We start from the raw sequence: 25,607 nt of genomic DNA, 5'->3' as shown, positions 1-25,607 counted from the left end.
GCTCGTCCGGTGTCAGACCCGGTGCACCTTCCGCTTGCCCAGCGTCGCCATGTACAGGGCGTCGACGGCGGCGACGATGATGATCGCGGCCACGAGCTGGAAGATGTGCCGGGTCCAGTCGATGCCGGGGGTCGCGCCTACGCCGACGGCACGGGCGATGGCGTTGCCCACGATCGCGCCCAGGATGCCGCAGATGGTGGTCAGCCACAGGGGACTGTGCTGCTTGCCCGGTATGACCGCCTTGGCGATCAGGCCCAGCACGAATCCCACGATGATCGCCCATACCCAGCCCATGGCTGCCTCCTCGTACCGCTCGACGCGAGCATTACGGCCAGTTTGGGCCGGTCGGCCGTACGGCGCGTGCGGGGCTACCCCATCCGTGGCGGGGCCGGGGACGTCGCCGCAGGCGGGAGGGGCGACCCGGTCTCGTGGGCGGCGCGGGCGCGGCGTACCGTGGGAGACGTCCCCGGCCAGGTTCCCCGCCGGGCGTGGACGACGGTGTGGGCCGGGGAGTGTGCCATGCGGGTGGATGGTGGATCGTGATGCGGAGACAGCGCGGCGACGCCCAGGTGTTCCGGATCACCGGCGCCCGGACCGGGCTCGCCGAGGACGTGGCTGGCCGGCAGCGGCGGTACGTCATCTCGATGGCGATCCGCACCCTGTCCGTGATTCTCGCCGCCACGCTGTGGAATGTGGAACGCTACGTCGCCGTCGTGGCGCTGGTGGCCGGTGCGGTCCTGCCCTACATCGCCGTGGTGATCGCGAACGCCGGCCGGGAGCGTCCGCCGTCCCTTCCCTCGACGTTCGTCACCACGCCGGTACGGCCCATGGTCACGCCGTCCCGGGGTGAGGACGGATCGGCGAAGCCGGCGGCGGACGACGCGCCGGGCGGTCCGGCGGCCGGCGTGCGCGAGGATCCGCCTTCTCCGTCGTGAGCGCGGCGGTCACTCGGAAGCGGAATGCGGCCGTGCGGCAAGCTCAAGAAAACCTCAGATCAATCATGCAGTTCCGGTGCCGGGCGACGGGTTACCCGTGACATACTGCGTACGCGCTCCGCATCCCCCGTCGGAGCGACGGACCGACGCCGGGCAGCTCCCCCCGTGGCTGCTCGGCGTCGCCTTGTTTCGCGGGGGCTCTGTGAGACGGAACCAGTGACGAACCTGTGAGCGACGAGACCCCCATCTGCTCCGCCAAGGGCTGCCGTGACGCTGCCGTATGGGTGCTGGCCTGGAACAACCCGAAGATCCACACGCCGGAGCGGCGCAAGACCTGGCTCGCCTGCGAGGAGCACCGCGAGCATCTCTCGCAGTTCCTCGGCGTCCGGGGATTCCTCAAGGACGTCGTCAGGTTCGAGCAATGGGAAGCGCCTGAGGGGTCCTAACCGCCGATCGCCGACATGGGCCGGTCCGGCTGTACGAACGACGGGTCGTCGAGTCCGGCGCCCGCCTTCTTGCCCCACATGGCCTGGCGCCAGATGCGGGCTATCTCCTCGTCGGGAGCGCCGGAGCGCAGGGCGGCGCGGAGGTCGGTCTCCTCGGTGGCGAACAGGCAGGTCCGTATCTGGCCGTCGGCGGTCAGGCGGGTGCGGTCGCACGCCGCGCAGAAGGGGCGGGTGACGGAGGCGATCACGCCGACCCGGTGCGGGCCGCCGTCGACCAGCCAGCGCTCCGCCGGTGCCGAGCCGCGCTCGTCCGCGCCTTCGGGGGCGAGGTCGAAGCGGGTGCGCAGGGAGGCGAGGATGTCCCCGGCGGTGACCATGCCCTCGCGCTTCCAGCCGTGCTGCGCGTCCAGCGGCATCTGCTCGATGAACCGCAGTTCGTAGTCGTGCTCGACGGCCCAGGCCAGCAGGTCCGGGGCCTCGTCGTCGTTGAGGCCCGGCATCAGGACGGAGTTGACCTTCACCGGGGTGAGGCCGGCCTCGCGGGCGGCCTGGAGTCCTTCGAGGACGTCCTTGTGGCGGTCGCGGCGGGTGAGGGTTTTGAAGACGTCCGGGCGGAGGGTGTCCAGGGAGACGTTGACCCGGTCCAGGCCGGCCGCCTTCAGCGCGCCGGCGGTGCGCCGGAGGCCGATGCCGTTCGTCGTGAGGGACATCTGGGGACGCGGGGCGAGGGCCGCGACACGCTCGACGATGCCGGCCAGGCCGGGTCGCAGCAGCGGTTCGCCGCCGGTGAAGCGGACCTCCTCGATGCCGAGCGTGCGGACCGCTATGCCGATCAGCCGGACGATCTCGTCGTCGGTGAGCAGATCGGGCTTGGCCAGCCACTGCAGGCCTTCCTCGGGCATGCAGTAGGTGCAGCGCAGGTTGCACCGGTCGGTCAGCGAGACCCTCAGGTCGGTGGCCACTCGGCCGTAGGTGTCGATGAGCACGTGGGCCCCCTCCCTCTCCGGATCACTCCGTCTGGAACCAGCGCGAGTCTCCCGTCCAGGTCGAGCCTACGTGACGCCACCGACAACGACAGCGGCCCGATCCCACGAGCCGCGGCGCGGCCGCGTCGTAGGACCGTACAGCCCCGGCCGGCGCGGCCGTCCGTGCGGAGCGTCAGTGCGCCCCGGTGCCGGTCAGGGACCGCACCTCCAGCTCCGCGTACTTGCCGGCGTCCGGCGCCTCCTTGGACAGCAGGGTGCCGACGACGCCGAGGAGGAATCCGACCGGGATGGAGATGATCCCGGGGTTCTCCAGCGGGAACCACTGGAAGTCGGCGTGCGGGAACATCGAGGTCGCTTTGCCGGAGACCACCGGCGAGAAGAGCACGAGGCCGACCGCGGTGACGAGGCCGCCGTAGATCGACCACAGGGCGCCCGCGGTGGTGAACCGCTTCCAGAACAGGCTGTAGAGGATGGTCGGCAGGTTGGCGGAGGCCGCGACCGCGAACGCGAGGGCGACCAGGCCGGCCACGTTCAGGTCGCGGGCGAGGGCGCCGAGGACGATGGAGACCGCGCCGATGCCGACGGTCGCCCAGCGGGCCGCGCCCAGCTCCTGCCTCTCGGTGGCCTGTCCCCTTCTGATGACGTTGGCGTAGATGTCGTGGGCGAAGGAGGAGGACGAGGCCAGGGTGAGGCCGGCGACGACCGCGAGGATCGTCGCGAAGGCGACCGCGGAGATGGTGGCGAGCAGGACGGCGCCCCAGGTGGAGTCCACTCCCCCGAGGTGCAGGGCGAGCAGCGGTGCCGCGGTGTTCCCGGCCTTGTTGGAGGCGATGATCTCGTCCGGCTTGATCAGCGCGGCGGCGCCGAAGCCCAGGGCGAGGGTCATCAGGTAGAAGGCGCCGATCAGGCCGATCGCCCAGATGACGGACTTCCGGGCGGCCTTGGCGGTGGGGACCGTGTAGAAGCGGATCAGGATGTGCGGCAGGCCCGCGGTGCCCAGGACCAGGGCGATGCCCAGCGAGATGAAGTCCAGCTTGGTGGTGCCGGTGGCGCCGTACTTCAGGCCGGGCTCCAGGAACGCCGAGCCCTTGGCGCTGTTTCCGGCGGCCTTGCCGAGCAGGTCGGAGATGTCGAAGTGGAACTTCAGCAGGACCAGGAAGGTCAGCAGCAGGGCGCCGGCGATCAGCAGCACCGCCTTGACCATCTGGACCCAGGTGGTGCCCTTCATGCCGCCGATGGTGACGTACACGATCATCAGGACCCCGACCAGGGCGACGATGCCGATCTTGCCGCCGTCGCTGGTGATGCCCAGCAGGAGCGAGACGAGGACGCCGGCGCCCGCCATCTGGGCCAGCAGGTAGAAGATCGAGACGACGATGGTGGAGGTGCCGGCGGCCGTGCGGACCGGGCGCTGGCGCATCCGGTAGGCCAGGACGTCGCCCATCGTGTAGCGGCCGGAGTTGCGCAGCGGCTCCGCGACCAGGAGCAGGGCGACCAGCCAGGCGACCAGGAAGCCGATGGAGTACAGGAAGCCGTCGTAGCCGAAGAGGGCGATGGCGCCGGCGATGCCGAGGAACGACGCGGCGGACATGTAGTCGCCGGAGACGGCGAGTCCGTTCTGGAAGCCGGTGAACTGCCGCCCGCCGGCGTAGAAGTCGGCGGCGTCCTTGGTCTGGCGGCCCGCCCAGACGGTGATCACGAGGGTCGCTGCGACGAACACGCCGAACAGGCTGATGATCAGCGGCCGGTGCTCGCTCGCCTCGCCGGCGGCCAGCAGGGTGTGCGCTGCCGGAGTCATTCTCCGCCCTCCATCCGGGACTTGATGGCCTCGGCCCTGGGGTCGAGCCTGGCGGCGGCGTGCCGCGCGTACCACCAGGCGATCAGGAAGGTGGTGAGGAACTGGGCGAGGCCCAGGACGAGGGCCACGTTGACGTTGCCGGCCACCTTGGTGCCCATGAACCCGCCGGCGTAGTTGGACAGCAGGACGTAGAGCAGGTACCAGACGATGAAGGCGATGGTCAGCGGGAAGGCGAAGGAGCGGTGGGCGCGGCGCAGTTCACCGAACTCCGGGCTCTGCTGCACGCCGGTGAACTCCTCGGTGGAGGGAAGTGGGGCCCCGGGGTTGGCGGGGGGTGGTGTCTCGGTGGCCACTGAGTCTCCTCGTGTGACGGGCTGCGCGTTTCTGGCCTCGACGGCCGGACCTCACGTGACGGTCAGTCATGATCCAACTCCCGTGCGTGATTTCCGGGGAAGCCACGATCCTGCTGGGCCTCCTGTCCACGGTCACGGCGCCACGCGCGGAGCGGTTCAAGTCGGTCGCGCTCTTTCGGGAACCGGGGGCGGCGGATTAGCTTCGGCCTGCACCACCCGTCATGTACCTGCCCGAGCAGCACCCGCGTCTCGGGCGGTTCCGTATCCGGATGATGTGGAGATCCCATGGTTCATCTGCGCTCCAGACGCCGGCTCGCGCTCGCCGTGCCGGTCGTGCTGTCGCTGACCGCCTCGCTCGGCTTCCTGCCGTCCGCGGCCTCGGCGGCGCCCACCGCGGCCACGACGGCGCGGGCGGCGGACGGCACGAGTCTCGCGTACGTGGTCAACACCCGGCACGACCATCGCACGATCGAGTCGGTGCGGCGGGCGATCGAACGCAACGGCGGCACCGTCGTGGCGCGTTACGACCGGATCGGCGTCTTCGTCGTCCACTCGGCGAACCCGGACTTCGGCCCGCGGATGCGCGCGGTGCGCGGCGTGGACTCGGCGGGCGCCACGCGTACGGCGCCGCTGAGCGCGGCGGGGACGACGGACGAGGGCCCGGTGCGGGTCCTGTCCAGGGCCGAGGCGGCGAAGCTCGCCAGGGGCGCCGCGGCGGGCGAGGAACCGATGGAGGCCGATCAGTGGGACCTGCGGGCGATCGGCGCCGACAAGGCCGCGCGGATCAACCCCGGCAGCAGGGACGTGACCGTCGGCGTGATCGACACGGGCGTCGACGACACCCACCCGGACATCGCCCCGAACTTCTCGGCCTCCCAGTCGGCGAACTGTGCGAGCGGCAAGGCGGACACGACGTACGGCGCGTGGCGGCCGGCGGACGCCGACCACTACCACGGCACCCATGTGGCCGGTGAGATAGCGGCGGCCCGCAACGGCGTCGGAGTGGCCGGTGTGGCGCCCGGCGTGAAGGTCGCGAGCATCACCGTGGCCCAGCCGGACCCGTCGTCGCTGTTCTACCCGGAGAGCGTGGTCTGCGCCTTCGTGTTCGCCGCCGACCACGGCATCGAGATCACCAACAACAGCTACTACGTTGATCCGTGGCTGTACAACTGCATGGACGATCCCGATCAACGTGCCATCGTCGACGCGGTCAACAGGGCCCAGTTGTACGCCCAGAGCAGGGGCACGCTCAACGTGGCCTCGGCGGGCAACTCCAACGACGACCTGGACTCGCAGGCGCTGGTGGACGACTCCAGCCCCGACGACTCCACGGCCCGGCCCCGGACGGTCGATCCGCACAAGTGCTTCGACGTGCCCACCCAGTTGCCCGGTGTGGTGACCGTGAGCGCGGTGGGCGCCAAGGGCGCCAAGTCGTACTACTCCAGCTATGGCCGGGGGGTCGTCGACGTGGCCGGGCCGGGCGGCGACAAGTACCAGATCCCGGACACGCCGTCGAAGAACGGCCGCATCCTGTCCACGCTGCCCAATGACCAGTACGGCTTCCTGCAGGGCACCTCGATGGCATCCCCGCACGTGGCCGCGGTGGCCGCGCTGCTGAAGTCGGCCCACCCGCACGCCACTCCGGCCCGGCTGCGAGCGCTGCTCAAGGTCCAGGCGGACAACCCGGGCTGCCCGGCCGGCCCCTACGACGGGGACGGCGACGGAGTCGTGGACGCGACCTGCGCCGGTGACAAGAACGTCAACGGCTTCTACGGGTTCGGCATCGTCGACGCCCTGCGTGCAGTCAAGTAGCCGACGGGTGGACGTCCGTACGACGAGGACGTCCCGCACGGCACGCCCGTACCGCGAACGAACTGGAGAGAACTGAATGACAGCGCCCAAGCAGCGCTACCGCCGCGCCCTCGCGATCCCCGCGGGAATGGCCCTGGCGACGGCACTCGCGTTCCTGCCCGACGTCACCGCCTCCGCCGCGGGCAACGCTCCGGCGGCCACCGCCGGCGGGACCGCCCTCAGCTATGTCATCAACGTCAGCCCGGGACACGGGGTATCGGCCCGTGTCCAGAAGGCGATCGCCCGGGCCGGGGGCTCGGTGGTGGTCTCGTACGACCGGATCGGCGTGATCGTCGTCCACTCCTCCGACCCGGACTTCGCCGAGGAGATCCGCAAGGTGCACGGGGTCGACTCGGCGGGAGCCACGCGCAACGCGCCGCTGCCCGCCCAGTCCACCACCGACATGGGCACGCCGAAGGTGCTGACCGCGGAGGAGGTCGCCGACGCGCAGGCGGCCGGCGGGCAGGATCCGCTGGAGCCGCTGCAGTGGGACCTGCCGGCCATCAAGGCGGACAAGGCGCACGAGAAGACCCTGGGCAGCCGGGACGTCACCGTCGCCGTCATCGACACGGGCGTCGACGACACCCACCCGGACATCGCGCCCAACTTCGACCGTGACGCGTCCGCCGACTGCGTGTCGGGCAAGGCGGACACGACGGACGGCGCCTGGCGGCCGAGCGCGTCGGAGAGCCCGCACGGTACGCACGTGGCCGGCGAGATCGCGGCCGCGAAGAACGGCGTGGGCGTCACCGGCGTGGCACCCGGCGTCAGGGTCGCCGGCATCAAGGTGGGCAATCCGGACGGGTACTTCTACACGGAGGCCGTGGTCTGCGGCTTCATGTGGGCGGCCGAGCACCACGTCGACGTGACCAACAACAGCTACTACACCGACCCGTGGTACTTCAACTGCAAGAACGACCCGGACCAGCGGGCACTCTTGGACGCCGTCGCCCGGGCCTCGCGGTACGCGGAGAAGAAGGGTGCGGTCAACGTCGCCGCGGCGGGCAACGAGGCCTACGACCTCGCGTCCGACTCGATCACCGACCCGGTCTCCCCGAACGACGGCACGCCGTCGGACCGGGTGATCGACCCGCACGAGTGCTACGACATACCGACCCAGCTGCCGGGCGTCGTGACGGTCGCGGCGACGGGCGCCAAGGGCCTGAAGTCGTCCTTCTCCAACTACGGCCTCGGCGTGATCGACATCGCGGCGCCCGGCGGCGACTCCACGGCCTACCAGAAGCCGGAGCCCCCGGCGACCAGCGGCCTCATCCTGGGGCCGCTGCCGGGCGGCAAGTGGGGCTACATGGCGGGGACGTCGATGGCGACCCCGCACGTCGCGGGCGTCGCCGCGCTGATCAAGTCGACGCATCCGCACGCCCCGGCGGCCCTGGTGAAGGCGCTGCTGTACGCGGAGGCCGACGCCACGCCGTGCACGGATCCCTACGACATCGACGGTGACGGCAAGGCCGACGCGGTGTGCGAGGGGCCGAAGAACCGCAACGGCTTCTACGGCTGGGGCACGGCGGACGCGCTGGCCGCGGTGACCAAGTAACACCCCGGCACCCGCCTATATATTGATTCAGTCAATACTGCATAGTGAAGTCATGACTGCAATCAAGTCGGCGTGGTCCGCTCTGGGCGGTGACCCCGCCCTTCTCGCACGGCTCACCAGCGTCGCGCGGGAGGGCGCGCTCGACGCGCGCCTTCCCGTACGGCAGCTGGCCCGCGCCTGTGCCGGTGTCTGCGCCCTGGCGGCCGCGGAGCTGGCGGCCCGCCGGGCCGCACTCGGCGAGGTGCCCGGAGTCCGGGTGGACGACGGCGCGGTCGCGGCCGCCTTCCACAGCGAGCGTCTCCTGCGGATCGACGGGCGGGCGCCCGTTTCCTTCGCGCCCCTGTCACGGTTCTGGCGGACGGCCGACGGCTGGGTGCGCACCCACGCCAACTACCCGCATCACCGGGCGCGGCTGCTCACCGCGCTGGACCTGCCCCGGGACGCCGGGGCCGAGGACGCCGCCGTGCGCTTCGCCGGACTCACCGCCCTGGAGGCCGAGGAGACCGTCCAGGACGCCGGCGGTCTCGCCGTGGCCCTGCGCACCCCGCAGGAGTGGCGAGCGCACCGGCAGGCCGCCGAGGTGGCCGCCCGGCCGCTGGTCGAGCGGGAGCGGCCGGGCCCCGCGCCCACGCGCGTGCTCCCGCCCCTCGACCCGGGCGCCGCCGCCCTGCTGCCCGCCGCCGGGCTCCGCGTCCTCGACCTGACCCGGGTCCTCGCCGGCCCGATCGCCACGCGCACCCTCGGCCTGCTCGGCGCGGACGTCCTGCGCGTGGACGCCCCGTGGCTGCCCGAACTGCCGGACCAGCACGCCGACACGGGCTTCGGGAAGCGGTCGGCGACGCTCGATCTCGCCGTCGACCGGGACCGGTTCGAGGAGCTGCTCGCCGCGGCGGACGTCGTGGTCACCGGCTACCGGCCGGGCGCCCTCGACCGGTTCGGACTCTCCCCCGGGGCGCTGGCCGAGCGGCGGCCCGGTCTGGTCGTCGCGCAGGTCTCGGCCTGGGGCGCGTACGGGCCCTGGGCCGGGCGGCGCGGGTTCGACAGCCTGGTGCAGGTCGCCACCGGCATCGCGGTGACCGAGGGCTCGGCCGGGGAGCCGGGCGCGCTGCCCGCGCAGGCCCTCGACCACGGCACCGGCTACCTGCTGGCCGCGGCCGTGCTGCGGGCGCTGACCGAGCAGTCCCGCGACGGGCACAGCCGGTGCGTACGGCTGGCGCTCGCCCGGACCGCCCACTGGCTGACGGACGAGATCCGGCCGGTCGCGGCGGCGGGGGCACCGTACACGGGCCCGGACGCCTGGCTGACCGAGGCGGACAGCCCGCTCGGCCGGCTGCGGCACGCCCTGCCCCCGGTGACCTTCGCGGGCGGCCCCACCGGCTGGCCGCGGCCCCCCGCGCCCTGGGGCACGGACCCGGCCGGCTGGCGATGAGCCCACGGCCGTCCGGAGGCGTGCGGACGCGTACGACACGGACGCGTGCGGCGCGGACGCGTGCGGCGCGGACGCGTGCGGCGCGGTCACGCCCGTTCGCGCTCGCGGGCACGCCGGACTCCACGGGGCCGGGGCGCCGAAGAGGGGCAGGGCGCTGCGGCGGCTGGACACCCGCACGGCGCCGGTGCCGGAGTGGGCGGCGCAGGGCCGGTCCTTCTCGTGCAGGGGTGGTGCGGAGTCGTACGGCGTGCCCGGGGGGTGGTCGGGCGCACCTCGCCGTACGCCGCGGCCGCGCCGGGCCGCGCGCCGAGGGTGCCGGCCCGCGGCTCAGACCCCGGCCGCCCCCAGCAGGCTCCCCGCCGCGTACGTGACCCCCATCGCGAGCGCTCCGCCCAGAGCGTTGCGCACGACCGCCCGCCCGGGGTTCGCCGCGCCGAGGCGGGCGCTGCTCCAGCCGGTGAGGACAAGGGCGGCCAGGACGGAGACGACGGTGACGGCGAGCCGCCACCCGGCCGGGGGCAGCACGATGGCCAGCAGGGGCAGCAGGGCACCCACCGTGAACGCCAGGAAGCTCGCCCACGCCGCGTGCCAGGGGTTGGTCAGCTCGTCGGGATCGATGCCCAGCTCCACGCGCGCGTGGGCCCGCAGCGGGTCCCGCGCGGTCAGCTGCTCGGCGGCCTCGCGGGCCACCTCCCGGGACAGGCCGCGCTCCTCCAGCATCTGGGTCAGCTCCGCCAGTTCGGCCTCCGGCTGCTCCCTCAGCTCGCGCTTCTCCACGGCCAGCGCGGCCATCTCCGAGTCGCGCTGGGTGGAGACGGAGACGTACTCGCCGGCCGCCATGGACATCGATCCGGCGAGCAGGCCCGCCAGTCCGGCGGTGAGCAGGGCGGCCCGGCTCCCGGTGGCGCCGGCGACGCCGACGACCAGGCCCGCGGTGGAGACGATGCCGTCGTTGGCGCCCAGCACGGCGGCCCGCAGCCAGTTCAGCCGGGAGCCGAGCGCGCCCCCGTGGGACTCGTCGTGGGTGGGTTCCGTCACAGCAGGGAGGATCGCACTGCGGGCGGCGCCCGTGCCATACCGACGCGAAACCGGAGGCTTCGGCGGTGGGCCTCCCGCTGACGGGCCGTCACCGACGGAACGGACACACGTGTGCGACGGCCGAGCGGCAGGACGGATCCGCGGGCCCGCGGCCGGCACCTGGGGGACGGCCCTGTCAGCCGTGGCCCGTATCCTCAGTGACCATGCTCGAAGACCGCGCGACCGCAGTGTCCTCCCCCACCCAGTGGCCGGCCGCGTATCCCCAGGGATACGCGGTCGTTGACGTGGAGACCACCGGCCTGGCCCGGGACGACCGGATCATCTCGGCGGCCGTCTACCGGCTGGACGCGCGCGGCGAGGTCGAGGACCACTGGTACACGCTGGTCAACCCGGAGCGCGATCCGGGACCCGTGTGGATACACGGGCTGACGAGCGAGGTGCTCGAAGGGGCGCCGCTGTTCGCGGACGTCGCCGAGGAGTTCGCCGCCCGCCTGGCCGGCCGGGTGCTCGTCGCGCACAACGCCGTCTTCGACTGGCAGATGATCGCGCGTGAGTACGCGCGCGTGCGGAGCGAGGCCCCGGTGCGGCAGCGGCTGTGCACCATCGCCCTGTCGAAGGAGCTGGGGCTGCCGCTGCCGAACTTCAAACTGGAGTCGCTCGCCGCGCACTTCGGGGTCGTGCAGCAGCGGGCGCACCACGCGCTGGACGACGCGCGCGTGCTGGCGGAGGCGTTCCGGCCCAGTCTGGTGGCCGCGGCGGCGGGGGATGTGCGGCTGCCGCTGCTGGAGTGCAGGCCGCTGACGGAGTGGTCGGACCGGCCGGTGCCCCGGCAGGCGTCCGGCGGCTACGGCGGCCAGCGGACGGGCAGTTGGCGGCCCTCCCGGAAGCGGCCCGCCTGCCCCCACCCCAACCCCGGCCGGTACGAAGAGGGCAAACGCCTCAAACAGGGCATGCGGGTGGCGTTCTCCGGCGACACCTCCACCGAGCGCGAACTGCTGGAGGACCGGGCGACCGGGGCCGGGCTGCACGTGGCCTCCAGCATCTCCCGGCTGACCAGCCTGCTGGTGACCAACGACCCCGACTCGGGCACGTCCAAGACGGTGAAGGCCCGGCAGTTCGGCACGCCGGTCGTGGACGAGGCGGCGTTCGGGCAGCTGCTGGCGGACGTGGAGCCCGCGGACGGGTGACCGCGCGGAGCGCCGGCCGGCCGGCCGCGACGAAGCCGCCCGAACCAGCAGGTAATCGTACGAACGGGTGGTTGGTGTGCGACTCACCCGGCGCCCACTCGCCCGCGCCCCGGCGACGGCCCACCCTGTGGCCCATGGCGACATGCGAAGTGTGCGGTAACGACTACGGAATGACCTTCGAGGTCCATGCCCAGGGCGCGGTGCACGTGTTCGACTGCTTCTCCTGCGCGATCCACCGCATGGCCCCCCTCTGCGAGCACTGCCGGGTGCAGATCATCGGGCAGGGCGTCGAGGTGGAGGGCCACTGGTACTGCGGCGCCCACTGCGCGCGGGCGGAGGGGAGGACGGGAGTGGTGGACCGGGTGTGACCCGGTACCCGCCCGATTGCACCCCACGCCTCGGATGTACCGTCGTGGGGTGCACCGCTACCGCTTCCTGTCGTCCCGCCAGTGGGTGATCCTCACGCTCGTCGCGATCGCGCTGATCCCGACGATGATCAAGCTGGGATTCTGGCAGCACCACCGGTACCAGGAGCGCACCGCCCGCAACGACCTGGTCTCCGCCGCGCTGCACGCCGAGCCCGTCCCGGTCGAGCGGCTGACCTCCCCCGGGCACGCGGTCACCCGCACCGAGAAGTACCGCACGGTGACCGCGACCGGCACCTTCGACACCGCCCGGCAGGTCGTGGTCCGGCGCCGGACCAGCTCCGACGGCGAGGTCGGCTTCCACGTCCTCACCCCGTTCGTCCTCGCCGACGGCAAGGTGCTCCTCGTCAACCGCGGCTGGATCCCCGCGAACGGCGCGCAGACCGCCTTCCCCCGCGTCCCCGCACCGCCGGCCGGCCGCACCACCATCACCGGGCGGCTGAAGGCCGACGAGACGACCGCGGCGAGCGGCATCAAGAACGTCAAGGGCCTGCCCGACCGGCAGATCATGCTGATCAGCAGCGCGGAGGAGGCCCGGCGACTCGGCACGCAGGTGCTCGGCGGCTACGTCGAGCAGACCGCGCCCACGCCGAAGGGCGGCTCCCCGGAGCAGATCTCCGACCCCGGCAGCGAGGACGCCCCGCTGAACTACGCGTACATGATCCAGTGGTGGCTGTTCGCGGCCGCGGTCCCGGTCGGCTGGTGGTTCCTGGTCCGGCGCGAGGTCCGCGACCGGGAGGAGGCCGCGGCGCGTCAGACGCCGGAGGCGAGCGAACCGGCCATCGTGTGACCGCCGCCCGGAGCGCGGTCCCCGCCGGGCGGACGTCACTCCCCCGGCGCACCACCTGATTGGCCCCCCGATCCGCCGGGAAGCCGCATCCCGTGGACGCGCGCATCGAGGACTACGCCCTCATCGGCGACGAACAGACCGCGGCCCTGGTGGGCAGGGACGGCTCGATCGACTGGCTGTGCCTGCCGCGCTTCGACTCCGGCTCCTGCTTCGCCCGGCTGCTGGGCGACGACGACCACGGCCACTGGCGGATCGCCCCCGCGGGAGCGGACACCTGCACCCGGCGCGCGTACCGGACCGACACCCTCGTCCTGGACACCGAGTGGGAGACCGCCGACGGCACGGTGCGGGTCACCGACCTGATGCCGCAGCGCGACCGCGCCCCGGACGTGGTGCGCGTCGTCGAAGGGGTCAGCGGCCGGGTCACCGTCCGCAGCACGCTGCGCCTGCGCTTCGACTACGGTTCGGTCACCCCGTGGATGCGCCGCACGGACGGCCACCGGGTGGCCGTCGCGGGCCCCGACTCGGTGTGGCTGCGCAGCACCCCGGCCGTGCGCACCTGGGGCGAGGACTACGGCACCCACTCCGAGTTCACCGTCGGCGAGGGCGAACGGGTCGCGTTCGTCCTCACCTGGCACCCCTCGCACGAACCGCGCCCGCCGCTCATCGACCCGTACGATGCGCTGGAGCACAGCGTCGGCGACTGGCGGCGCTGGGCGCGGCGGTGCCGGTACGACGGCCCGCACCGGGACGCGGTCGTCCGCTCCCTGATCACCCTCAAGGCGCTCACCTACGCGCCGACCGGCGGGATCGTCGCCGCCGCGACCACCTCGCTGCCCGAGAAGCCGGGCGGAGTACGCAACTGGGACTACCGCTACTGCTGGCTGCGCGACTCCACCCTCACGCTGGGCGCGCTGCTGGCAGCGGGTTACCACGAGGAGGCCGAGGCGTGGCGCAACTGGCTGCTGCGCGCGGTCGCGGGCAACCCGGCCGACCTGCAGATCATGTACGGCGTCGCGGGCGAGCGCCGGCTGCCGGAGACCGAGCTGCCGTGGCTGCCCGGCTTCGCCGGCGCCACCCCCGTACGGACCGGCAACGGCGCCGTCGACCAGCTCCAGCTCGACGTGTACGGCGAGGTGATGGACACCCTGTCGCTGGCCCGCGGCTCGGGGCTGCCCACCCGGCCGCACATGTGGGCCCTGCAGCGTTCGCTCATGCGGTTCCTGGAGTCGGCGTGGCGGCAGCCGGACGAGGGACTGTGGGAGGTGCGCGGCGGCCGGCGCCGGTTCGTGCACTCGAAGGTGATGGCGTGGGTCGCCGCCGACCGGGCCGTGCGGACCCTGGAGCAGCACGAGGACCTGGACGGGGACCTGGAGGGCTGGCGCAGGCTGCGCGACGAGGTGCACCGGGAGGTCTGCGAGAAGGGCTTCGACCGCGAACGCAACACCTTCACCCAGTACTACGGCTCCCGCGAACTGGACGCGGCGCTGCTGCTCATCCCGCGCGTCGGTTTCCTGCCGCCCGGGGACCCGCGGGTCGTCGGCACGGTCGACGCGATCCGTGACGACCTCGGCCACGGCGGCTTCCTGCGCCGCTACGACACCGAGGACTCGGTGATCGACGGGCTGCCGAGCGGTGAGGGCGCCTTCCTGGCCTGCTCGTTCTGGCTGGCCGACGCGCTGCACCTGACGGGACGCACGAAGGAGGCGCGGGAGCTGTTCGACCGTCTGGTGGGGCTCGGCAACGACGTGGGTCTGCTCGCCGAGGAGTACGACCCCGTCGACGGCTGCCAGCTCGGCAACTTCCCCCAGGCCTTCAGCCACGTCGGCCTGGTCAACACCGCCCTCACGCTGTACGGGGACGACCGGGCAGGATAGGGCCATGGATCTTGGACTGAAGGACCGGGTGTACGTCGTCACCGGAGCGACGCGCGGGCTGGGCAACGCCGCGGCGCGCGAGCTCGTCGCCGACGGGGCGAAGGTGGTCATCACCGGCCGGGACGCGCAGCGGGTCGCCGACGCGGCCGCCGAGCTGGGGCCGGACGCGGTGGGTGTGGCCGTGGACAACGCGGACGCCGACGCGGCCGAACGGCTGATCGCGGCCGCCCGCGAGCACTTCGGCGGCTTCCACGGGGTGCTGGTGAGCGTGGGCGGCCCGGCGCCGGGGTTCGTCGCGGACAACACCGACGAGCAGTGGCGCGACGCGTTCGAGTCGGTGTTCCTCGGGGCGGTGCGGCTCGCCCGGGCGGCGGCGGCCGAACTGGAGGAGGGCGGTGTCATCGGGTTCGTGCTGTCCGGGTCGGTGCACGAGCCGATCCCGGGGCTGACCATCTCCAACGGTCTGCGGCCCGGACTCGCCGGCTTCGCCAAGTCCCTCGCGGACGAGCTGGGGCCGCGCGGGATCCGCGTGCTGGGCCTGCTGCCGTCGCGCATCGACACGGACCGGGTGCGCCAGCTGGACGGGCTGTCGGCGGACCCGGAGGCCACCCGGGCGGCCAACGAGTCCCGGATCCCGCTGCGCAGGTACGGCAGGCCCGAGGAGTTCGGCAGGGTGGCCGCGTTCCTGCTGTCCCCCGCGGCGTCCTACCTGAGCGGCGTCATGCTGCCGGTCGACGGGGGCATGCGGCACGGGTTCTGACGGTCAGGTGACCCTTTCGGCGCGGTGCCCGACCGCCCGCAGCCGCACCTCCGCGGGCAGGGACACGGCCCCCACCGACTCGCTCGCGCGGGTCAGCGGCCCCGCGGTGAAGTCCTGCAGGGCCGCCGCCGGATCCACGGAGGGCTCCAGCCGGAGCCGGGCCCTCGCCGTGGGCGCCGTGCGGCGGCCCCTGAGGAGGATCTCGGCGTGCGCCACGCCCTCCTGCCGCAGCGCGTCCTCGGCGAGCGCCGATTCCAGCGCCCGCACCCGCAGGACCGCCGCCTCACCGCCGTCGGCGCCGACCAGGATCTCGGGCAGCCGGCGGCGGCCGAGTACCGCGATCAGCCACCACAGGGCGAGCAGGAACACGACGGCCAGGACGGCGATGACCGCGGGCCACCACCAGCCGGCCTCCCGCCACCGGGTGCGTTCGGCCCTGGTGAGCAGGACGTCGTGCGGGCCCGTGTGGAGCCACCAGGAGGGCGGCGGCGCGCCCAGGGCTACGGCCAGCACCGCGCCGCCGAGCGCGAGGAGCAGCAGGCCCAGGAGTGCGAGCAGGACGCGGTTGACGCGGCCGGTGCGCATCGTCCTCACCCCTTCCGGCGGGGGCGGGCCACCCGCACCGACAGGGCGGGCGGCCGGGCCAGGCCGAGGCCGTGGATCGTGTCGGTGAGCGAGGCGTCCAGGTCGGCGCGCACCTCGTCCAGCTCGCGGAAGTGCGCGACGGCGCGGACGTCGGCCTTCCCGCGGCGCATCCGCACCCGTACGGAGCGGACCCCGGACACGTCCATGGCGCGGTCGCGGAGCAGGAGCGCCGCCGCGTCGCGCCGCAGGGCGGCGCGGACGTCGGGGTGGGGGCGCAGCATGGGCAGCAGGCCGCGCAGGCCGGGTGTGACGGCGAGGACGACCAGCCACAGGCCGAGGGCGGCGGCGACGCCCGCGCCGGTGAGCACCCAGGGGTCGTCGAGGTGCCGCTCGGCCAGGTCCAGGGCCAGCGCGCGGCGCCAGTGCATCGCGGGGTGGCCGGCCCGTACGGCGGCGATGTCGTAGAGCAGGAGGCCGGTGCCGGCGAGGAGCAGCACGGCGGCGAGGGCGGCGGGGACACGGCGCGGGGACCAGAAGCGGCCGCTGCCGCGGGGTGCGGGTGCGGCGGTGCCGGGCGTCTCCCCGAGGGCCGGGCCGGCGTGCGGTTCGCTCATCGCGTCCTCCCGTCGGCCGTGCCGGTCGCCGGCGTCGGGTGCAGCCGCTCCACGCTGACGGCGACCTCGGTCACCTCCAGGTCCGCCAGGGTGCCCAGCCGCTCCGTGACACGGCGGCGGACGGCGGCGCAGCGGGCGCCGATGTCACAGGGGTAGCCGAGGGCGAGGCGGAGTCGGACGCGGGCGGTCTCGTGCCGGAGCACGACCGTGGCGTGCGGGGCGGCGGCCGCACCGGGCGGGGGCGGCAGCGCCTCTCGGGCGGCCTGGGCGGCGATCTTCGCCACGACCCGGTCGGCGATGCGCGTGGCACCGCGCTCCCCCGGCGGCACGGCGGGCGACGGCGGGCGCGACGTGCCGGTGCCGGCGCTCACCGTGCTCACCGCGGGCCGCGGCGGCCACCGCGGCCGCGGAAGAAGTCGCCCGGGTCCAGGTCGCCCTCCGCGAACCGGCCGGCGACGAAGCCGACGGCGCCGAGCGCCGCCACCAGGAGGAAGGCGCCGAACCCGCCGAACCAGCCGGCGAAGCCGAGTGCCATTCCGGCGATCATGCCGATCGCGGCCATGTTCATGCAGCGCTCCTGTTACTCGTGGCACCGACGGTGCCGCGTGCGTGCCGGTTCACTGAATGCGGGGCACCTCGGGTTCCTCCTCCTCTTCCTCGGGCAGCCTGACGTCGCTCACCGCGATGTTGACCTCGACCACTTCGAGTCCGGTCATGCGTTCCACGGCGGCGATCACGTTCTCCCGCACGGCGTGGGCCACGTCGGAGATCGCGACGCCGTAGTCGACGACGATCTCCAGATCGAGCGCGGTCTGCACCTCGCCGACCTCGGCCTTCACCCCCCGGGTCACCGACTTGCCGCCGCCGGGCACCCGGTCGCGCACGGCCCCGAAGGTGCGGGCGAGTCCGCTGCCCATGGCGTGGACGCCGAGGACGTCGCGGGCGGCGAGCCCGGCGATCTTCTCGACGACGCCGTCGGCGATGGTGGTCCGTCCCCGGGTGGCCGGATCGCCACCGCCGCGCCGGGTGGTCTTGTGGGTCGACACCTGCGGCTCGTGGCCGCCTTCCGGGGTCGTCGTCATCTCGGTCATCGCCGTACGTCCCTCTCGGTCGTCGTCCCTACCACCGTAAGCAAGGTTGCTCGGTTGCGCGCCGAGGATGCGGCAGTCTGGAGGAATGACGGCGGAACGGTGGGCGCGGGCGGTACGGCAGCAGGTGGGGCTCGGCAGACTGCTGCCGCTCGGCGGGCCGCACGACGGCGCGTGGATCACGGAGGCGGCGGCGGGGGCGGTGCTGGGGCTCGCTGCGGCCGACGGCGTCCCGCAGGTGCGACTGGGCGCGTTGCGGATCGCGCTCGCCGGGGCGGAGGACGCGCCGGCACCGGTGGTGCCGCCTCCGCCGGGGGCCCTGCCGCCGGGCGCGCTGCGGGTGACGGCGGACTTCGCCGCGTCGGCCGCCGAGCCGCTGCCGGCGGTGGCGGCCCGGCTGCGGCGGGCGCTGGCGGCGGCCGCGGCCGGGCGGCTCGGCCTCACGGTGACGGACGTCGACCTGCGGGTGACGGAGCTGCTGGAGGAGGACGGTGACGCGCGTTCGGCCGTGAGCGCGCCGCGGCCCGTGCCCGCCAGGGAGGTCACGGACGCCGAGGAGTCCCGGGTGGCGGACGCCGCGCTGGCCGTTCCCGGGGTGAGTACTCTGACCGGTGCGCTGGGCGGCCTGGGCCGGGCGGTGCACCTGGAGGAGCGGGGTGCGCCGGCGGCCCTGCCGCATCGGCACGTGCGCGTGGAGCTGGCGACGCGCGCGGACCACCGGGCCGTGGACGTGGCCCGGCGGGTCCGCGCGGCCGTACGGGACGCGCTGGAGGACCGGCCGACGGTGGGGGTGCTGGTGACGGCGGTGGACCGGCCGGCCGCCGCGGTCACCGGACCCTGACGGGCGCGCCTACTCGCCGACGCCCGCCAGGTCCCGCAGGCGCCGGGCCTGGGCGGCCCGCTCCGCGGCACGCTGCTCGTCGTAGGTGCGGTCGAGGGCGCCGCGCAGCAGCGCCTTGGTCTCCACCACCGCGTCCCGCGGGGCGGCCAGCAGCGCCGCCGCCAGGTCGCGCGTGGCGGCGTCGAGGTCGCCGGCGGGCACGGACACGCTGGCCAGCCCGCTCGTCACGGCCTCCTCGGCGCCGACGAACCGCCCGGTCGCGCAGATCTCGAGCGCACGGGCGTACCCGACGAGGCCCACCAGCGGATGCGTGCCGGTGAGGTCGGGGACGAGGCCGAGGCTGGTCTCGCGCATGGCGAACCGCACGTCGTCGGCGACCACACGCAGGTCGCAGGCGAGCGCGAGCTGGAACCCGGCCCCGATGGCATGTCCTTGTACGGCGGCGACGGACACGAGGTCGTTGCGCCGCCACCAGGTGAAAGCCTCCTGGTATTCGGCGATGGTCGCATCGAGCCCGGCGTCGTCACGGCGCGCGAGGTCGATGAAGGTCGGCTCGCCCGGGATCCCCTCCGGGGTGAACATCTGGCGGTCCAGCCCGGCGGAGAAGGACTTGCCCTCGCCGCGCAGCACCACGACCCGGACGGAGCCCGGCAGCGACCGGCCGGCCTCGGCGAGCGCCCGCCACAGGGCGGGGCTCTGCGCGTTGCGCTTGGCCGGATTGGTCAGCGTCACCGTGGCGAGCGCGTCGTCGACGGTGAGCCGTACGCCGTCCTTGTCGAGTACAGGAGCGAGGTCCTGGTCGGGCGAAGCCATGGGGCGCCTCCGATGAGTGCGGTCATCACGCGCTGCCGTACGGCATGCACGACAGGCTAAGTGACTGCACAGTAACCACCCGGTCGATCAGCCGGCCGACCGGGTGGCCACCATCGAAGCCGATGGGCCGCCCGGAATCAGGACGTCGCGGCCTTCTTGCCCCGGGTCGCTCCGCCACGCCCACGAAGCGTGACGCCCGACTCGCTGAGCATCCGGTGCACGAAGCCATACGAGCGGCCGGTCTCTTCGGCCAGCGCCCGGATGCTCGCACCGGAGTCGTACTTCTTCTTCAGGTCTGCCGCGAGCTTGTCGCGCGCGGCGCCGGTCACCCGGCTGCCCTTCTTCAGAGTCTCGGCCACCCGTGCCTCCTCATGGGAAGTGCGCTCTGGTCTCCTCATGATCACCCCTCCCGGGCCCGATGGCCACCCATTCGGCAAGGTCCGTGAGACATCGTCGTGACGACAGGAGCGCATCCCCACAAGCGGAATACGACATTCCAAGGGGACGTGTCCGCGCGGCCGAACGGGTGGATTCACGAAGTGCCAGGTCAGGGACGCGAAGCGGCCGACCCCTTGGCACGCAAGGGATCGGCCGGAAAATCCGTGTACGACACACCCCGATACGAGGAGATCTCACACAGATGATGGATCACGGCTAGGCCGAATGATCCATACGCGGTGGATCAACGGCCTCCGGTCACGCCAGGGCGACGAGGTCCGCGTAGTCGGAGCCCCACAGGTCCTCGACGCCGTCCGGCAGCAGGATGATCCGCTCCGGCTGGAGCGCCTCGACGGCGCCCTCGTCGTGGGTGACGAGGACGACCGCACCCTTGTAGGTGCGCAGGGCGCCGAGGATCTCCTCGCGACTGGCCGGGTCCAGGTTGTTGGTCGGCTCGTCCAGGAGCAGAACGTTCGCCGAGGAGACGACGAGCGTGGCCAGGGCCAGACGCGTCTTCTCGCCGCCGGACAGGACGCCGGCCGGCTTGTCGACGTCGTCGCCGGAGAACAGGAACGAGCCCAGCACCTTGCGGACCTCCACCAGGTCCATGTCGGGGGCGGCCGAGCGCATGTTCTCCAGGACCGTGCGCTCGGGGTCCAGGGTCTCGTGCTCCTGCGCGTAGTAGCCGAGCTTGAGGCCGTGACCGGGGACGACCTTGCCGGTGTCCGGCTGCTCGACGCCGCCGAGGAGCCGCAGCAGCGTGGTCTTGCCGGCGCCGTTGAGGCCCAGGATGACGACCCGGGAGCCCTTGTCGATGGCCAGGTCGACGTCGGTGAAGATCTCCAGCGAGCCGTACGACTTCGACAGGCCCTCGGCCATCAGCGGGGTCTTGCCGCAGGGCGCGGGCTCCGGGAAGCGCAGCTTGGCGACCTTGTCGGACTGGCGCACCGCCTCCAGGCCGGAGAGCAGCTTGTCGGCGCGGCGGGCCATGTTCTGCGCGGCGACCGTCTTGGTGGCCTTGGCGCGCATCTTGTCGGCCTGCGAGTGCAGCGCGGCGGCCTTCTTCTCGGCGTTGGCCCGCTCGCGCTTGCGGCGCTTCTCGTCGGCCTCGCGCTGCTGCTGGTAGAGCTTCCAGCCCATGTTGTAGATGTCGATCTGGGAGCGGTTGGCGTCCAGGTAGAACACCTTGTTCACGACGGTCTCGACCAGGTCGACGTCGTGGGAGATCACGATGAAGCCGCCGCGGTAGGTCTTCAGGTAGTCGCGCAGCCAGGTGATCGAGTCCGCGTCGAGGTGGTTGGTCGGCTCGTCCAGCAGAAGGGTGTCGGCGTCCGAGAACAGGATCCGGGCCAGCTCGATGCGGCGGCGCTGACCGCCGGAGAGGGTGTGCAGCGGCTGGCCGAGCACACGGTCGGGCAGGTTGAGCGCGGCGGCGATGGTGGCGGCCTCGGCCTCGGCGGCGTACCCGCCCTTGGTGAGGAACTCGGTCTCCTGGCGCTCGTACTGCTTCATGGCCTTGTCGCGGGTGGCGCCCTTGCCGTTGGCGATGCGCTGCTCGTTCTCGCGCATCTTGCGGATGAGCACGTCCAGGCCGCGCGCCGACAGGACGCGGTCGCGGGCGAGGACGTCCAGGTCACCGGTGCGGGGGTCCTGGGGCAGGTAGCCGACCTCGCCGGAGCGGGTGATGGTGCCGCCGGCCGGGATGCCCTCGCCGGCCAGGCACTTGGTGAGCGTCGTCTTGCCCGCGCCGTTGCGGCCGACGAGGCCGACGCGGTCGCCCTTGGCGATACGGAAGGTGGCGTTCTCGATGAGGACGCGCGCACCGGCGCGCAGCTCGATACCGGAGGCGGAGATCACGGACAGACTCCAGGGCGTACAGGGGTTGACGGGTGGACGGCTGAGGACGTTCCCGCCGTCTAATGCGCGAGGAGAATGGCCATGGAGGAAAGTCTAACGGGGTCGTGCAAGCGGTTTTCCTGCGTCCGCGTGTTCGGTGGCACACGTCCCGGGACGCCGGGGGCGGCCTCCGGGCCCCGGCGCCCGCGCTCCCTCGACCGGCGCCCGGGGCCGGCCGCTCAGCCCCCGGTGTGCACCTGGAAGGCGGCCCGGCGCACGGCCTTGGCCAGGGCGGGGTCGGGGTGCGCGGCGGCGAGGGCGACCAGGACCTGCACGGTGCGGGGGTGACCGACGGCGCGGACCTCGTCGAGCAGCTGGGGGACGGTGGGCTGCACCGCGGCCTCCAGGTGCCGGACCAGCATCGGCGCCTCACCGTGGTCGGCGACGGCCGCGGCGGTGTCCACCCACAGCCAGGTGGCCTCCTCGCGGGTGAGTGCCTCGTGGGCGTCCTCCGGGTCGACGCCGTCGTGCTCGGCGAGCCACAGCAGGGCGTACGGTCTGAGCGCCGGCTCGTCCACCACGGCCCGTACGTCGGGCTCGGCCGGGGCGCCGACGACGCGCAGCGCCTCGAAGGCCAGACCGCGCAGCAGGGCGTCCTCGCCCCGGGCGGCGTCGATCAGCTCGGTGACGGCGCCGCCGACGGTGCGGGCGGCGAGCCAGGCGCGGTACTCGGCGCGGGCCGCGTTGGGGCGGAGCTGCGCGCAGCCGCGGAGCATGTTCTCGGCGGACTGCTCGATGTTCCCGGCGGGGCTCTGCGCGGCCACGCAGATCTGCTCCAGCTTGACCCAGACCGCCCAGCTGCCCAGCGGGGTGAGCGTGGCCTGGCCGTCGCCGTAGGTCAGGGCGCCGACGGAGGCGAGGGCGCCCAGCGCCCAGTCGAGCAGGGGCGCGAGCGGGGCGTCGGCGGCGGGCGCGGGATCGGCCGGGCCCGGGGATCCGGCGGGACGCTCCGCACCGGCCTCGTAGGAGACCTCGCAGCGCTCGGTGCGCAGTTCCGTGACCCGCTGCTGGAGCAGGTCGAGCAGCTGCTCCACCGGGACCGGCCCGGCGGACAGCTGCAGGAAGGAGAGCACCTGGGGCATGGCCGAGACGACCTCGGCGACGGCGGCCGGTTCGTGCCCCGCGGGTTCGGGGCAGGCCAGGGACCAGGCGTCGAAGAGGGCGACCCAGCCGCGCAGCACGGCGCTGTCGTCGCGGTTCCAGGCGCGCAGCCGCCAGCCGGGGCGCGCGTCGTCGCCGTGCACCTCGACGAGTCCGGCGAGGCGGGCGGTGTCCCAGTCGGCGCGGACCTGAGCGGCGCTCAGGCCGAGATCGGCGGCGGCCCGTTCGGCGGTCGCGTCGGAGAGGGTGGCCTTGCCGTCGCCGGTGGCGCCGTCCCGGCCGGGGCCGAGGGCGGCGTCGGCCCAGCGGGCCACGCGGACCGGGCCGGCCAGGCCGGTGCGGGCCATTCCGGCCAGTTCGGCGGGGGCGGGGGTGCCCTCCGGCGGCCGGGGCGCGGGGCGGCGCGGGCGCCGCTGGTTCACAGCTCTGGGGGCGGCGGCCAGGGGTCGGGGTCGGACGAGTCGAAGCCTGGAGTCGCGCGGGATACGGGACGTCACGGGTGCAGTCTTGCGGTTGACGGTCCGAAAACCCAAACGGAATGACACAGCGGGCGACAGGGGCGACCGTGCCGCGGGGCGGCTCCGGAGCGGACAGGCGGGATCCGGCCAGTGGTACGGCTTGAAACGGAACGGCCGGGGGTCGCTCCGGGGCGCGGGCGTGCGCCGGGTCGCGCGCCGGGGCCCGCGGCCCTCACATCAGCGGGGTCAGGAAGCGGCGAAGGCGCTCCTCGTACTCCTTGGGGTCCGCGTTCCACATCGCCGCGTGCGGGGCGCCCGCGACGGTGTGCAGGGCCACCAGATCGGGACGGCGCCGGGCGAGCCGGCGGGAGAACTCCCAGGGGGCCACGTGGTCGTCCGGGCCGTGGACGACCAGGGTGGGCACGGCCAGCCGGGCCGGGTCGGTGATCTCGGCGGTCCGGTCGGCGTGCAGCCCGGCGCGGCCCTGCGCGGCCCGCACGGCGAGCGGCAGCAGGGGCTGCGGGGTGTGCCGGGCCCGGGCCAGGGCCCGCAGGGTGGCCTCCCAGCTCAGCACCGGCGAGTCGAGGAACAGCCCGGCGACGCGCTCGCGCACCGCGGAGTGCTCGGCGGCGCGCAGGGCCATCGTGGCTCCGGTGGACCAGCCGAGCAGGACGACGCGGCGGGCGCCGTAGCGGACGGCGTAGCGGATCGCCGCGTCGACGTCCCGCCACTCGGTCTCGCCGAGGTGGTTCAGCCCGTCCGGCGGGCGGGGGGCGCCGAGGTCCCCGCGGTAGGCGAGCGCGAGGACCGGCAGCCGGCGGCCGTGCAGGAAGCGCATGACGTTCATGGCCTGTTCGCGGGTGGCGCCGAGTCCGTGCACGGCGATCACCCAGGTGTCCCGGTGGCCGGGCAGGAACCAGGCGGGCAGGGCCCCCAGTTCGCCGGGCACGTCGACGTCGGCGTGGTCGAGGCCGAGGGCGGTGCCCGGGTTGCCGACGTAGAGGTTCGGGGTGAGCCAGACCGCGTCGCCCGGGGCGAAGGCGCCGTGTGTGACGCGTTCCAGGCGGCGTACGACGCTGTCGGCCGTGTGCTCGGCCGTCTCCAGGACGGGGCCGACGACCGCGTGGGAGCCGTCGCCGGCCAGCCCGTAGGTGCCGGGGCGCAGGGAGGCCAGGTCGCGGGTCAGGGCGATCCGGCCGGTGTCCGTGCCGTGCACGGTGAGCCGGGGCTCGGTCGGCAGGGGGCGCCCCGCGGGTGCTCTGAGCGCGGCGTCGCTGGCGAGGCGGCCTGCGGCCACGGATGCCGCGCCGGCGGCGAGGACGGCGGTGAGCGCGGTGGCGGTCGCTTTGACTGGACGCACGTGTCCAGTGTCGGGGGCGCCACCGACACCGGCCAGCGGAAGGGCCGGGCGGAGTGCCCACCGGGGTGGTGCGGGACTCCGCACCGCCTTCCCGGTCACCGTGCGGGAGAGCCGGTCGAACAACCGTCGGACCTGGGGACTGCGCGGCAAGGGGTCACCTCCGTTGGCCGTATCCCTTCAAGCGTGCCCCGGCTTCGGCGAGTTGTGCCTCCGTCAGCAACGACGGCGTCAGACCCGGCACGCAGGACGCCGTCAGCCACAGGCGGCACATCCACTCCAGCTGGGCGGTGCGGTCGTAGGCCTGGTCGAGGGTGGCGCCGTAGGTGATCGTGCCGTGGTTGCGCAGCAGGCAGCCGGAGCGGCCGGTGAGGGCGCGGAGCATGTTCCCGGCCAGTTCGTCGGTGCCGTAGGCCGCGTAGGGGGCGACCCGTACGGGGCCGCCGAGGGCGCCGGTCATGTAGTGGATCGGGGGCAGCTCGTCCACCAGGGTGGAGACGGCCGTGGCGTGCACGGCGTGGGTGTGGACGACCGCGCGGGCGTCGGTGGTGCGGTAGACGGCGAGGTGCATGGGCAGCTCGCTGGTCGGCACGAGGGTGCCGAGCACCTGGCGTCCGGTGAGGTCGACACCGGTGACGTCGTCCGGGCCGAGCCGGTCGTAGGGGACGCCGGACGGGGTGACCAGGACGAGGTCGCCGACGCGTGCGGAGACGTTGCCCGAGGTGCCGACCACCAGGCCGTCGGCGACCGTCCGGCGGGCCGTGGCGACCAGCGCCGCCCAGCCACGCGCGGTCTCCCTCTCCCGCTCCCCCGTCGCTCCGCCCGCCGCCCGCCCTGCCGCGTCCCACCGTCGTTCAGCCATGCGGCGATCCTGCCAGCCGGTGCGCCGCGGGGTGGGGCGGCCGCCGGTACCGGGCCGGAAGCCGTACCCCCGAACGGACGGAAACGGTCACGAACCAGCCGGAGGAACTGTTGATCCGGTGATC

Annotated in this window: 27 protein-coding genes; 11 read left to right on the top strand and 16 right to left on the bottom strand. The window is 73.7% G+C overall.

Annotation, left to right across the window (positions count from 1 at the left end; genetic code table 11):
• Nucleotides 1-12: 12 nt before the first annotated feature.
• Entirely contained in the window at nucleotides 13-294 is a 282-nt protein-coding gene (locus IE177_RS29035; protein WP_190018436.1) for a GlsB/YeaQ/YmgE family stress response membrane protein, read from the bottom strand.
• A gap of 248 nt (nucleotides 295-542) precedes the next feature.
• Between IE177_RS29035 and IE177_RS29030 the strand changes: the two genes are divergently transcribed.
• Together IE177_RS29030 and IE177_RS29025 are read left to right on the top strand one after the other, a co-directional pair.
• On the top strand, nucleotides 543-935 hold the full coding sequence (locus IE177_RS29030) for a DUF3099 domain-containing protein (RefSeq protein ID WP_190018435.1): 393 nt from the start codon (nucleotides 543-545) through the stop codon (nucleotides 933-935).
• A 227-nt stretch (nucleotides 936-1,162) separates the two neighbouring features.
• A complete protein-coding gene (locus IE177_RS29025) occupies nucleotides 1,163-1,381 on the top strand; it encodes a hypothetical protein (RefSeq protein ID WP_190018434.1) in 219 nt (72 codons plus the stop codon).
• On the opposite strand, the gene moaA is transcribed toward IE177_RS29025, so the two are convergent.
• From moaA to IE177_RS29010, 3 genes are all read right to left on the bottom strand, one after another.
• A complete protein-coding gene (moaA, locus tag IE177_RS29020; protein ID WP_190018433.1) occupies nucleotides 1,378-2,367 on the bottom strand; it encodes a GTP 3',8-cyclase MoaA in 990 nt (329 codons plus the stop codon). The two genes, IE177_RS29025 and moaA, sit on opposite strands and share 4 nt — an antisense overlap.
• 172 nt (nucleotides 2,368-2,539) lie before the next feature.
• The gene (locus IE177_RS29015) at nucleotides 2,540-4,165 is read right to left on the bottom strand and encodes a monocarboxylic acid transporter (protein WP_190018432.1); all 1,626 of its coding nucleotides are present in this window, start codon (nucleotides 4,163-4,165) and stop codon (nucleotides 2,540-2,542) included.
• Nucleotides 4,162-4,518, bottom strand: coding sequence for a DUF485 domain-containing protein (locus tag IE177_RS29010; RefSeq protein WP_190018431.1), 357 nt, complete (start codon nucleotides 4,516-4,518; stop codon nucleotides 4,162-4,164). The genes IE177_RS29015 and IE177_RS29010 overlap by 4 nt, the downstream gene beginning before the upstream one ends.
• Before the next feature lie 285 nt (nucleotides 4,519-4,803).
• Between IE177_RS29010 and IE177_RS29005 the strand changes: the two genes are divergently transcribed.
• The 3 genes from IE177_RS29005 to IE177_RS28995 all read left to right on the top strand — a co-directional run bounded on the left by IE177_RS29005 (nucleotide 4,804) and on the right by IE177_RS28995 (nucleotide 9,353).
• Nucleotides 4,804-6,330 (top strand): S8 family peptidase, encoded by a 1,527-nt coding sequence (locus IE177_RS29005; RefSeq protein ID WP_190018430.1) that lies wholly within the window; start codon nucleotides 4,804-4,806, stop codon nucleotides 6,328-6,330.
• A gap of 76 nt (nucleotides 6,331-6,406) precedes the next feature.
• Nucleotides 6,407-7,924: a S8 family serine peptidase gene (locus IE177_RS29000; protein ID WP_190018429.1), complete on the top strand. Its 1,518-nt coding sequence runs from the start codon at nucleotides 6,407-6,409 to the stop codon at nucleotides 7,922-7,924.
• Nucleotides 7,925-7,976: 52 nt separating this feature from the next.
• Nucleotides 7,977-9,353, top strand: coding sequence for a CoA transferase (locus tag IE177_RS28995; RefSeq protein ID WP_190018428.1), 1,377 nt, complete (start codon nucleotides 7,977-7,979; stop codon nucleotides 9,351-9,353).
• Nucleotides 9,354-9,680: 327 nt separating this feature from the next.
• Here the strand turns inward: IE177_RS28995 and IE177_RS28990 are convergent, their stop codons facing one another.
• Nucleotides 9,681-10,391 carry a VIT1/CCC1 transporter family protein gene (locus tag IE177_RS28990; RefSeq protein WP_190018427.1) on the bottom strand — a complete coding sequence of 237 codons (711 nt, stop codon included), beginning with the start codon at nucleotides 10,389-10,391 and terminating at the stop codon, nucleotides 9,681-9,683.
• Nucleotides 10,392-10,594: 203 nt separating this feature from the next.
• Between IE177_RS28990 and IE177_RS28985 the strand changes: the two genes are divergently transcribed.
• The 5 genes from IE177_RS28985 to IE177_RS28965 all read left to right on the top strand — a co-directional run bounded on the left by IE177_RS28985 (nucleotide 10,595) and on the right by IE177_RS28965 (nucleotide 15,430).
• Nucleotides 10,595-11,578: a DEDDh family exonuclease gene (locus IE177_RS28985; RefSeq protein WP_190018426.1), complete on the top strand. Its 984-nt coding sequence runs from the start codon at nucleotides 10,595-10,597 to the stop codon at nucleotides 11,576-11,578.
• 134 nt (nucleotides 11,579-11,712) lie between these two features.
• On the top strand, nucleotides 11,713-11,946 hold the full coding sequence (locus tag IE177_RS28980) for a metallothionein (protein ID WP_190018425.1): 234 nt from the start codon (nucleotides 11,713-11,715) through the stop codon (nucleotides 11,944-11,946).
• Nucleotides 11,947-11,995: 49 nt separating this feature from the next.
• Nucleotides 11,996-12,793, top strand: a complete 798-nt coding sequence (locus IE177_RS28975; RefSeq protein ID WP_444545628.1) for an SURF1 family cytochrome oxidase biogenesis protein — start codon at nucleotides 11,996-11,998, stop codon at nucleotides 12,791-12,793.
• 92 nt (nucleotides 12,794-12,885) lie between these two features.
• Complete coding sequence (locus tag IE177_RS28970; protein WP_190018423.1) at nucleotides 12,886-14,670, top strand: glycoside hydrolase family 15 protein; 1,785 nt, start codon at nucleotides 12,886-12,888, stop codon at nucleotides 14,668-14,670.
• Between the two features lie 4 nt (nucleotides 14,671-14,674).
• Nucleotides 14,675-15,430 (top strand): SDR family oxidoreductase, encoded by a 756-nt coding sequence (locus IE177_RS28965; protein WP_190018422.1) that lies wholly within the window; start codon nucleotides 14,675-14,677, stop codon nucleotides 15,428-15,430.
• 3 nt (nucleotides 15,431-15,433) lie between these two features.
• Here the strand turns inward: IE177_RS28965 and amaP are convergent, their stop codons facing one another.
• The 5 genes from amaP to IE177_RS28940 are packed head-to-tail and all read right to left on the bottom strand — an operon-like array spanning nucleotide 15,434 to nucleotide 17,720.
• Nucleotides 15,434-16,015 carry an alkaline shock response membrane anchor protein AmaP gene (gene amaP / locus IE177_RS28960; protein WP_190018421.1) on the bottom strand — a complete coding sequence of 194 codons (582 nt, stop codon included), beginning with the start codon at nucleotides 16,013-16,015 and terminating at the stop codon, nucleotides 15,434-15,436.
• A 5-nt stretch (nucleotides 16,016-16,020) separates the two neighbouring features.
• Nucleotides 16,021-16,629 carry a DUF6286 domain-containing protein gene (locus IE177_RS28955; protein ID WP_229816324.1) on the bottom strand — a complete coding sequence of 203 codons (609 nt, stop codon included), beginning with the start codon at nucleotides 16,627-16,629 and terminating at the stop codon, nucleotides 16,021-16,023.
• Nucleotides 16,626-17,009, bottom strand: a complete 384-nt coding sequence (locus tag IE177_RS28950) for an Asp23/Gls24 family envelope stress response protein (RefSeq protein ID WP_190018420.1) — start codon at nucleotides 17,007-17,009, stop codon at nucleotides 16,626-16,628. The genes IE177_RS28955 and IE177_RS28950 overlap by 4 nt, the downstream gene beginning before the upstream one ends.
• Complete coding sequence (locus IE177_RS28945) at nucleotides 17,006-17,197, bottom strand: hypothetical protein (RefSeq protein ID WP_190018419.1); 192 nt, start codon at nucleotides 17,195-17,197, stop codon at nucleotides 17,006-17,008. Before IE177_RS28945 ends, IE177_RS28950 begins: the two co-directional genes overlap by 4 nt.
• 49 nt (nucleotides 17,198-17,246) lie before the next feature.
• Nucleotides 17,247-17,720, bottom strand: coding sequence for an Asp23/Gls24 family envelope stress response protein (locus IE177_RS28940; protein ID WP_190018418.1), 474 nt, complete (start codon nucleotides 17,718-17,720; stop codon nucleotides 17,247-17,249).
• 85 nt (nucleotides 17,721-17,805) lie between these two features.
• Here IE177_RS28940 and IE177_RS28935 point away from each other — a divergent pair, with 85 nt between their 5' ends.
• The gene (locus IE177_RS28935; protein ID WP_190018417.1) at nucleotides 17,806-18,558 is read left to right on the top strand and encodes a nucleopolyhedrovirus P10 family protein; all 753 of its coding nucleotides are present in this window, start codon (nucleotides 17,806-17,808) and stop codon (nucleotides 18,556-18,558) included.
• 9 nt (nucleotides 18,559-18,567) lie between these two features.
• Here IE177_RS28935 and IE177_RS28930 read toward each other — a convergent pair whose 3' ends face one another.
• The 6 genes from IE177_RS28930 to IE177_RS28905 all read right to left on the bottom strand — a co-directional run bounded on the left by IE177_RS28930 (nucleotide 18,568) and on the right by IE177_RS28905 (nucleotide 25,483).
• A complete protein-coding gene (locus tag IE177_RS28930) occupies nucleotides 18,568-19,371 on the bottom strand; it encodes an enoyl-CoA hydratase/isomerase family protein (RefSeq protein WP_190018416.1) in 804 nt (267 codons plus the stop codon).
• Between the two features lie 137 nt (nucleotides 19,372-19,508).
• Nucleotides 19,509-19,730, bottom strand: a complete 222-nt coding sequence (locus tag IE177_RS28925; protein WP_010355597.1) for a helix-turn-helix domain-containing protein — start codon at nucleotides 19,728-19,730, stop codon at nucleotides 19,509-19,511.
• Nucleotides 19,731-20,067: 337 nt separating this feature from the next.
• A complete protein-coding gene (locus tag IE177_RS28920) occupies nucleotides 20,068-21,666 on the bottom strand; it encodes an ABC-F family ATP-binding cassette domain-containing protein (protein WP_190018415.1) in 1,599 nt (532 codons plus the stop codon).
• A gap of 218 nt (nucleotides 21,667-21,884) precedes the next feature.
• On the bottom strand, nucleotides 21,885-23,303 hold the full coding sequence (locus IE177_RS28915; RefSeq protein ID WP_190018414.1) for a hypothetical protein: 1,419 nt from the start codon (nucleotides 23,301-23,303) through the stop codon (nucleotides 21,885-21,887).
• 193 nt (nucleotides 23,304-23,496) lie between these two features.
• Nucleotides 23,497-24,624 (bottom strand): alpha/beta hydrolase, encoded by a 1,128-nt coding sequence (locus IE177_RS28910; protein WP_190018413.1) that lies wholly within the window; start codon nucleotides 24,622-24,624, stop codon nucleotides 23,497-23,499.
• 154 nt (nucleotides 24,625-24,778) lie between these two features.
• Entirely contained in the window at nucleotides 24,779-25,483 is a 705-nt protein-coding gene (locus tag IE177_RS28905) for a class II aldolase/adducin family protein (RefSeq protein ID WP_190018412.1), read from the bottom strand.
• Nucleotides 25,484-25,607 lie beyond the last annotated feature (124 nt).

The sequence above is a fragment of the Streptomyces lucensis JCM 4490 genome, from assembly GCF_014650035.1.
Lineage (GTDB): Bacteria > Actinomycetota > Actinomycetes > Streptomycetales > Streptomycetaceae > Streptomyces > Streptomyces lucensis.
The sequence above is the reverse complement of the archived record's forward strand: the minus strand, read 5'-3'. Positions and strand labels throughout refer to the sequence as shown.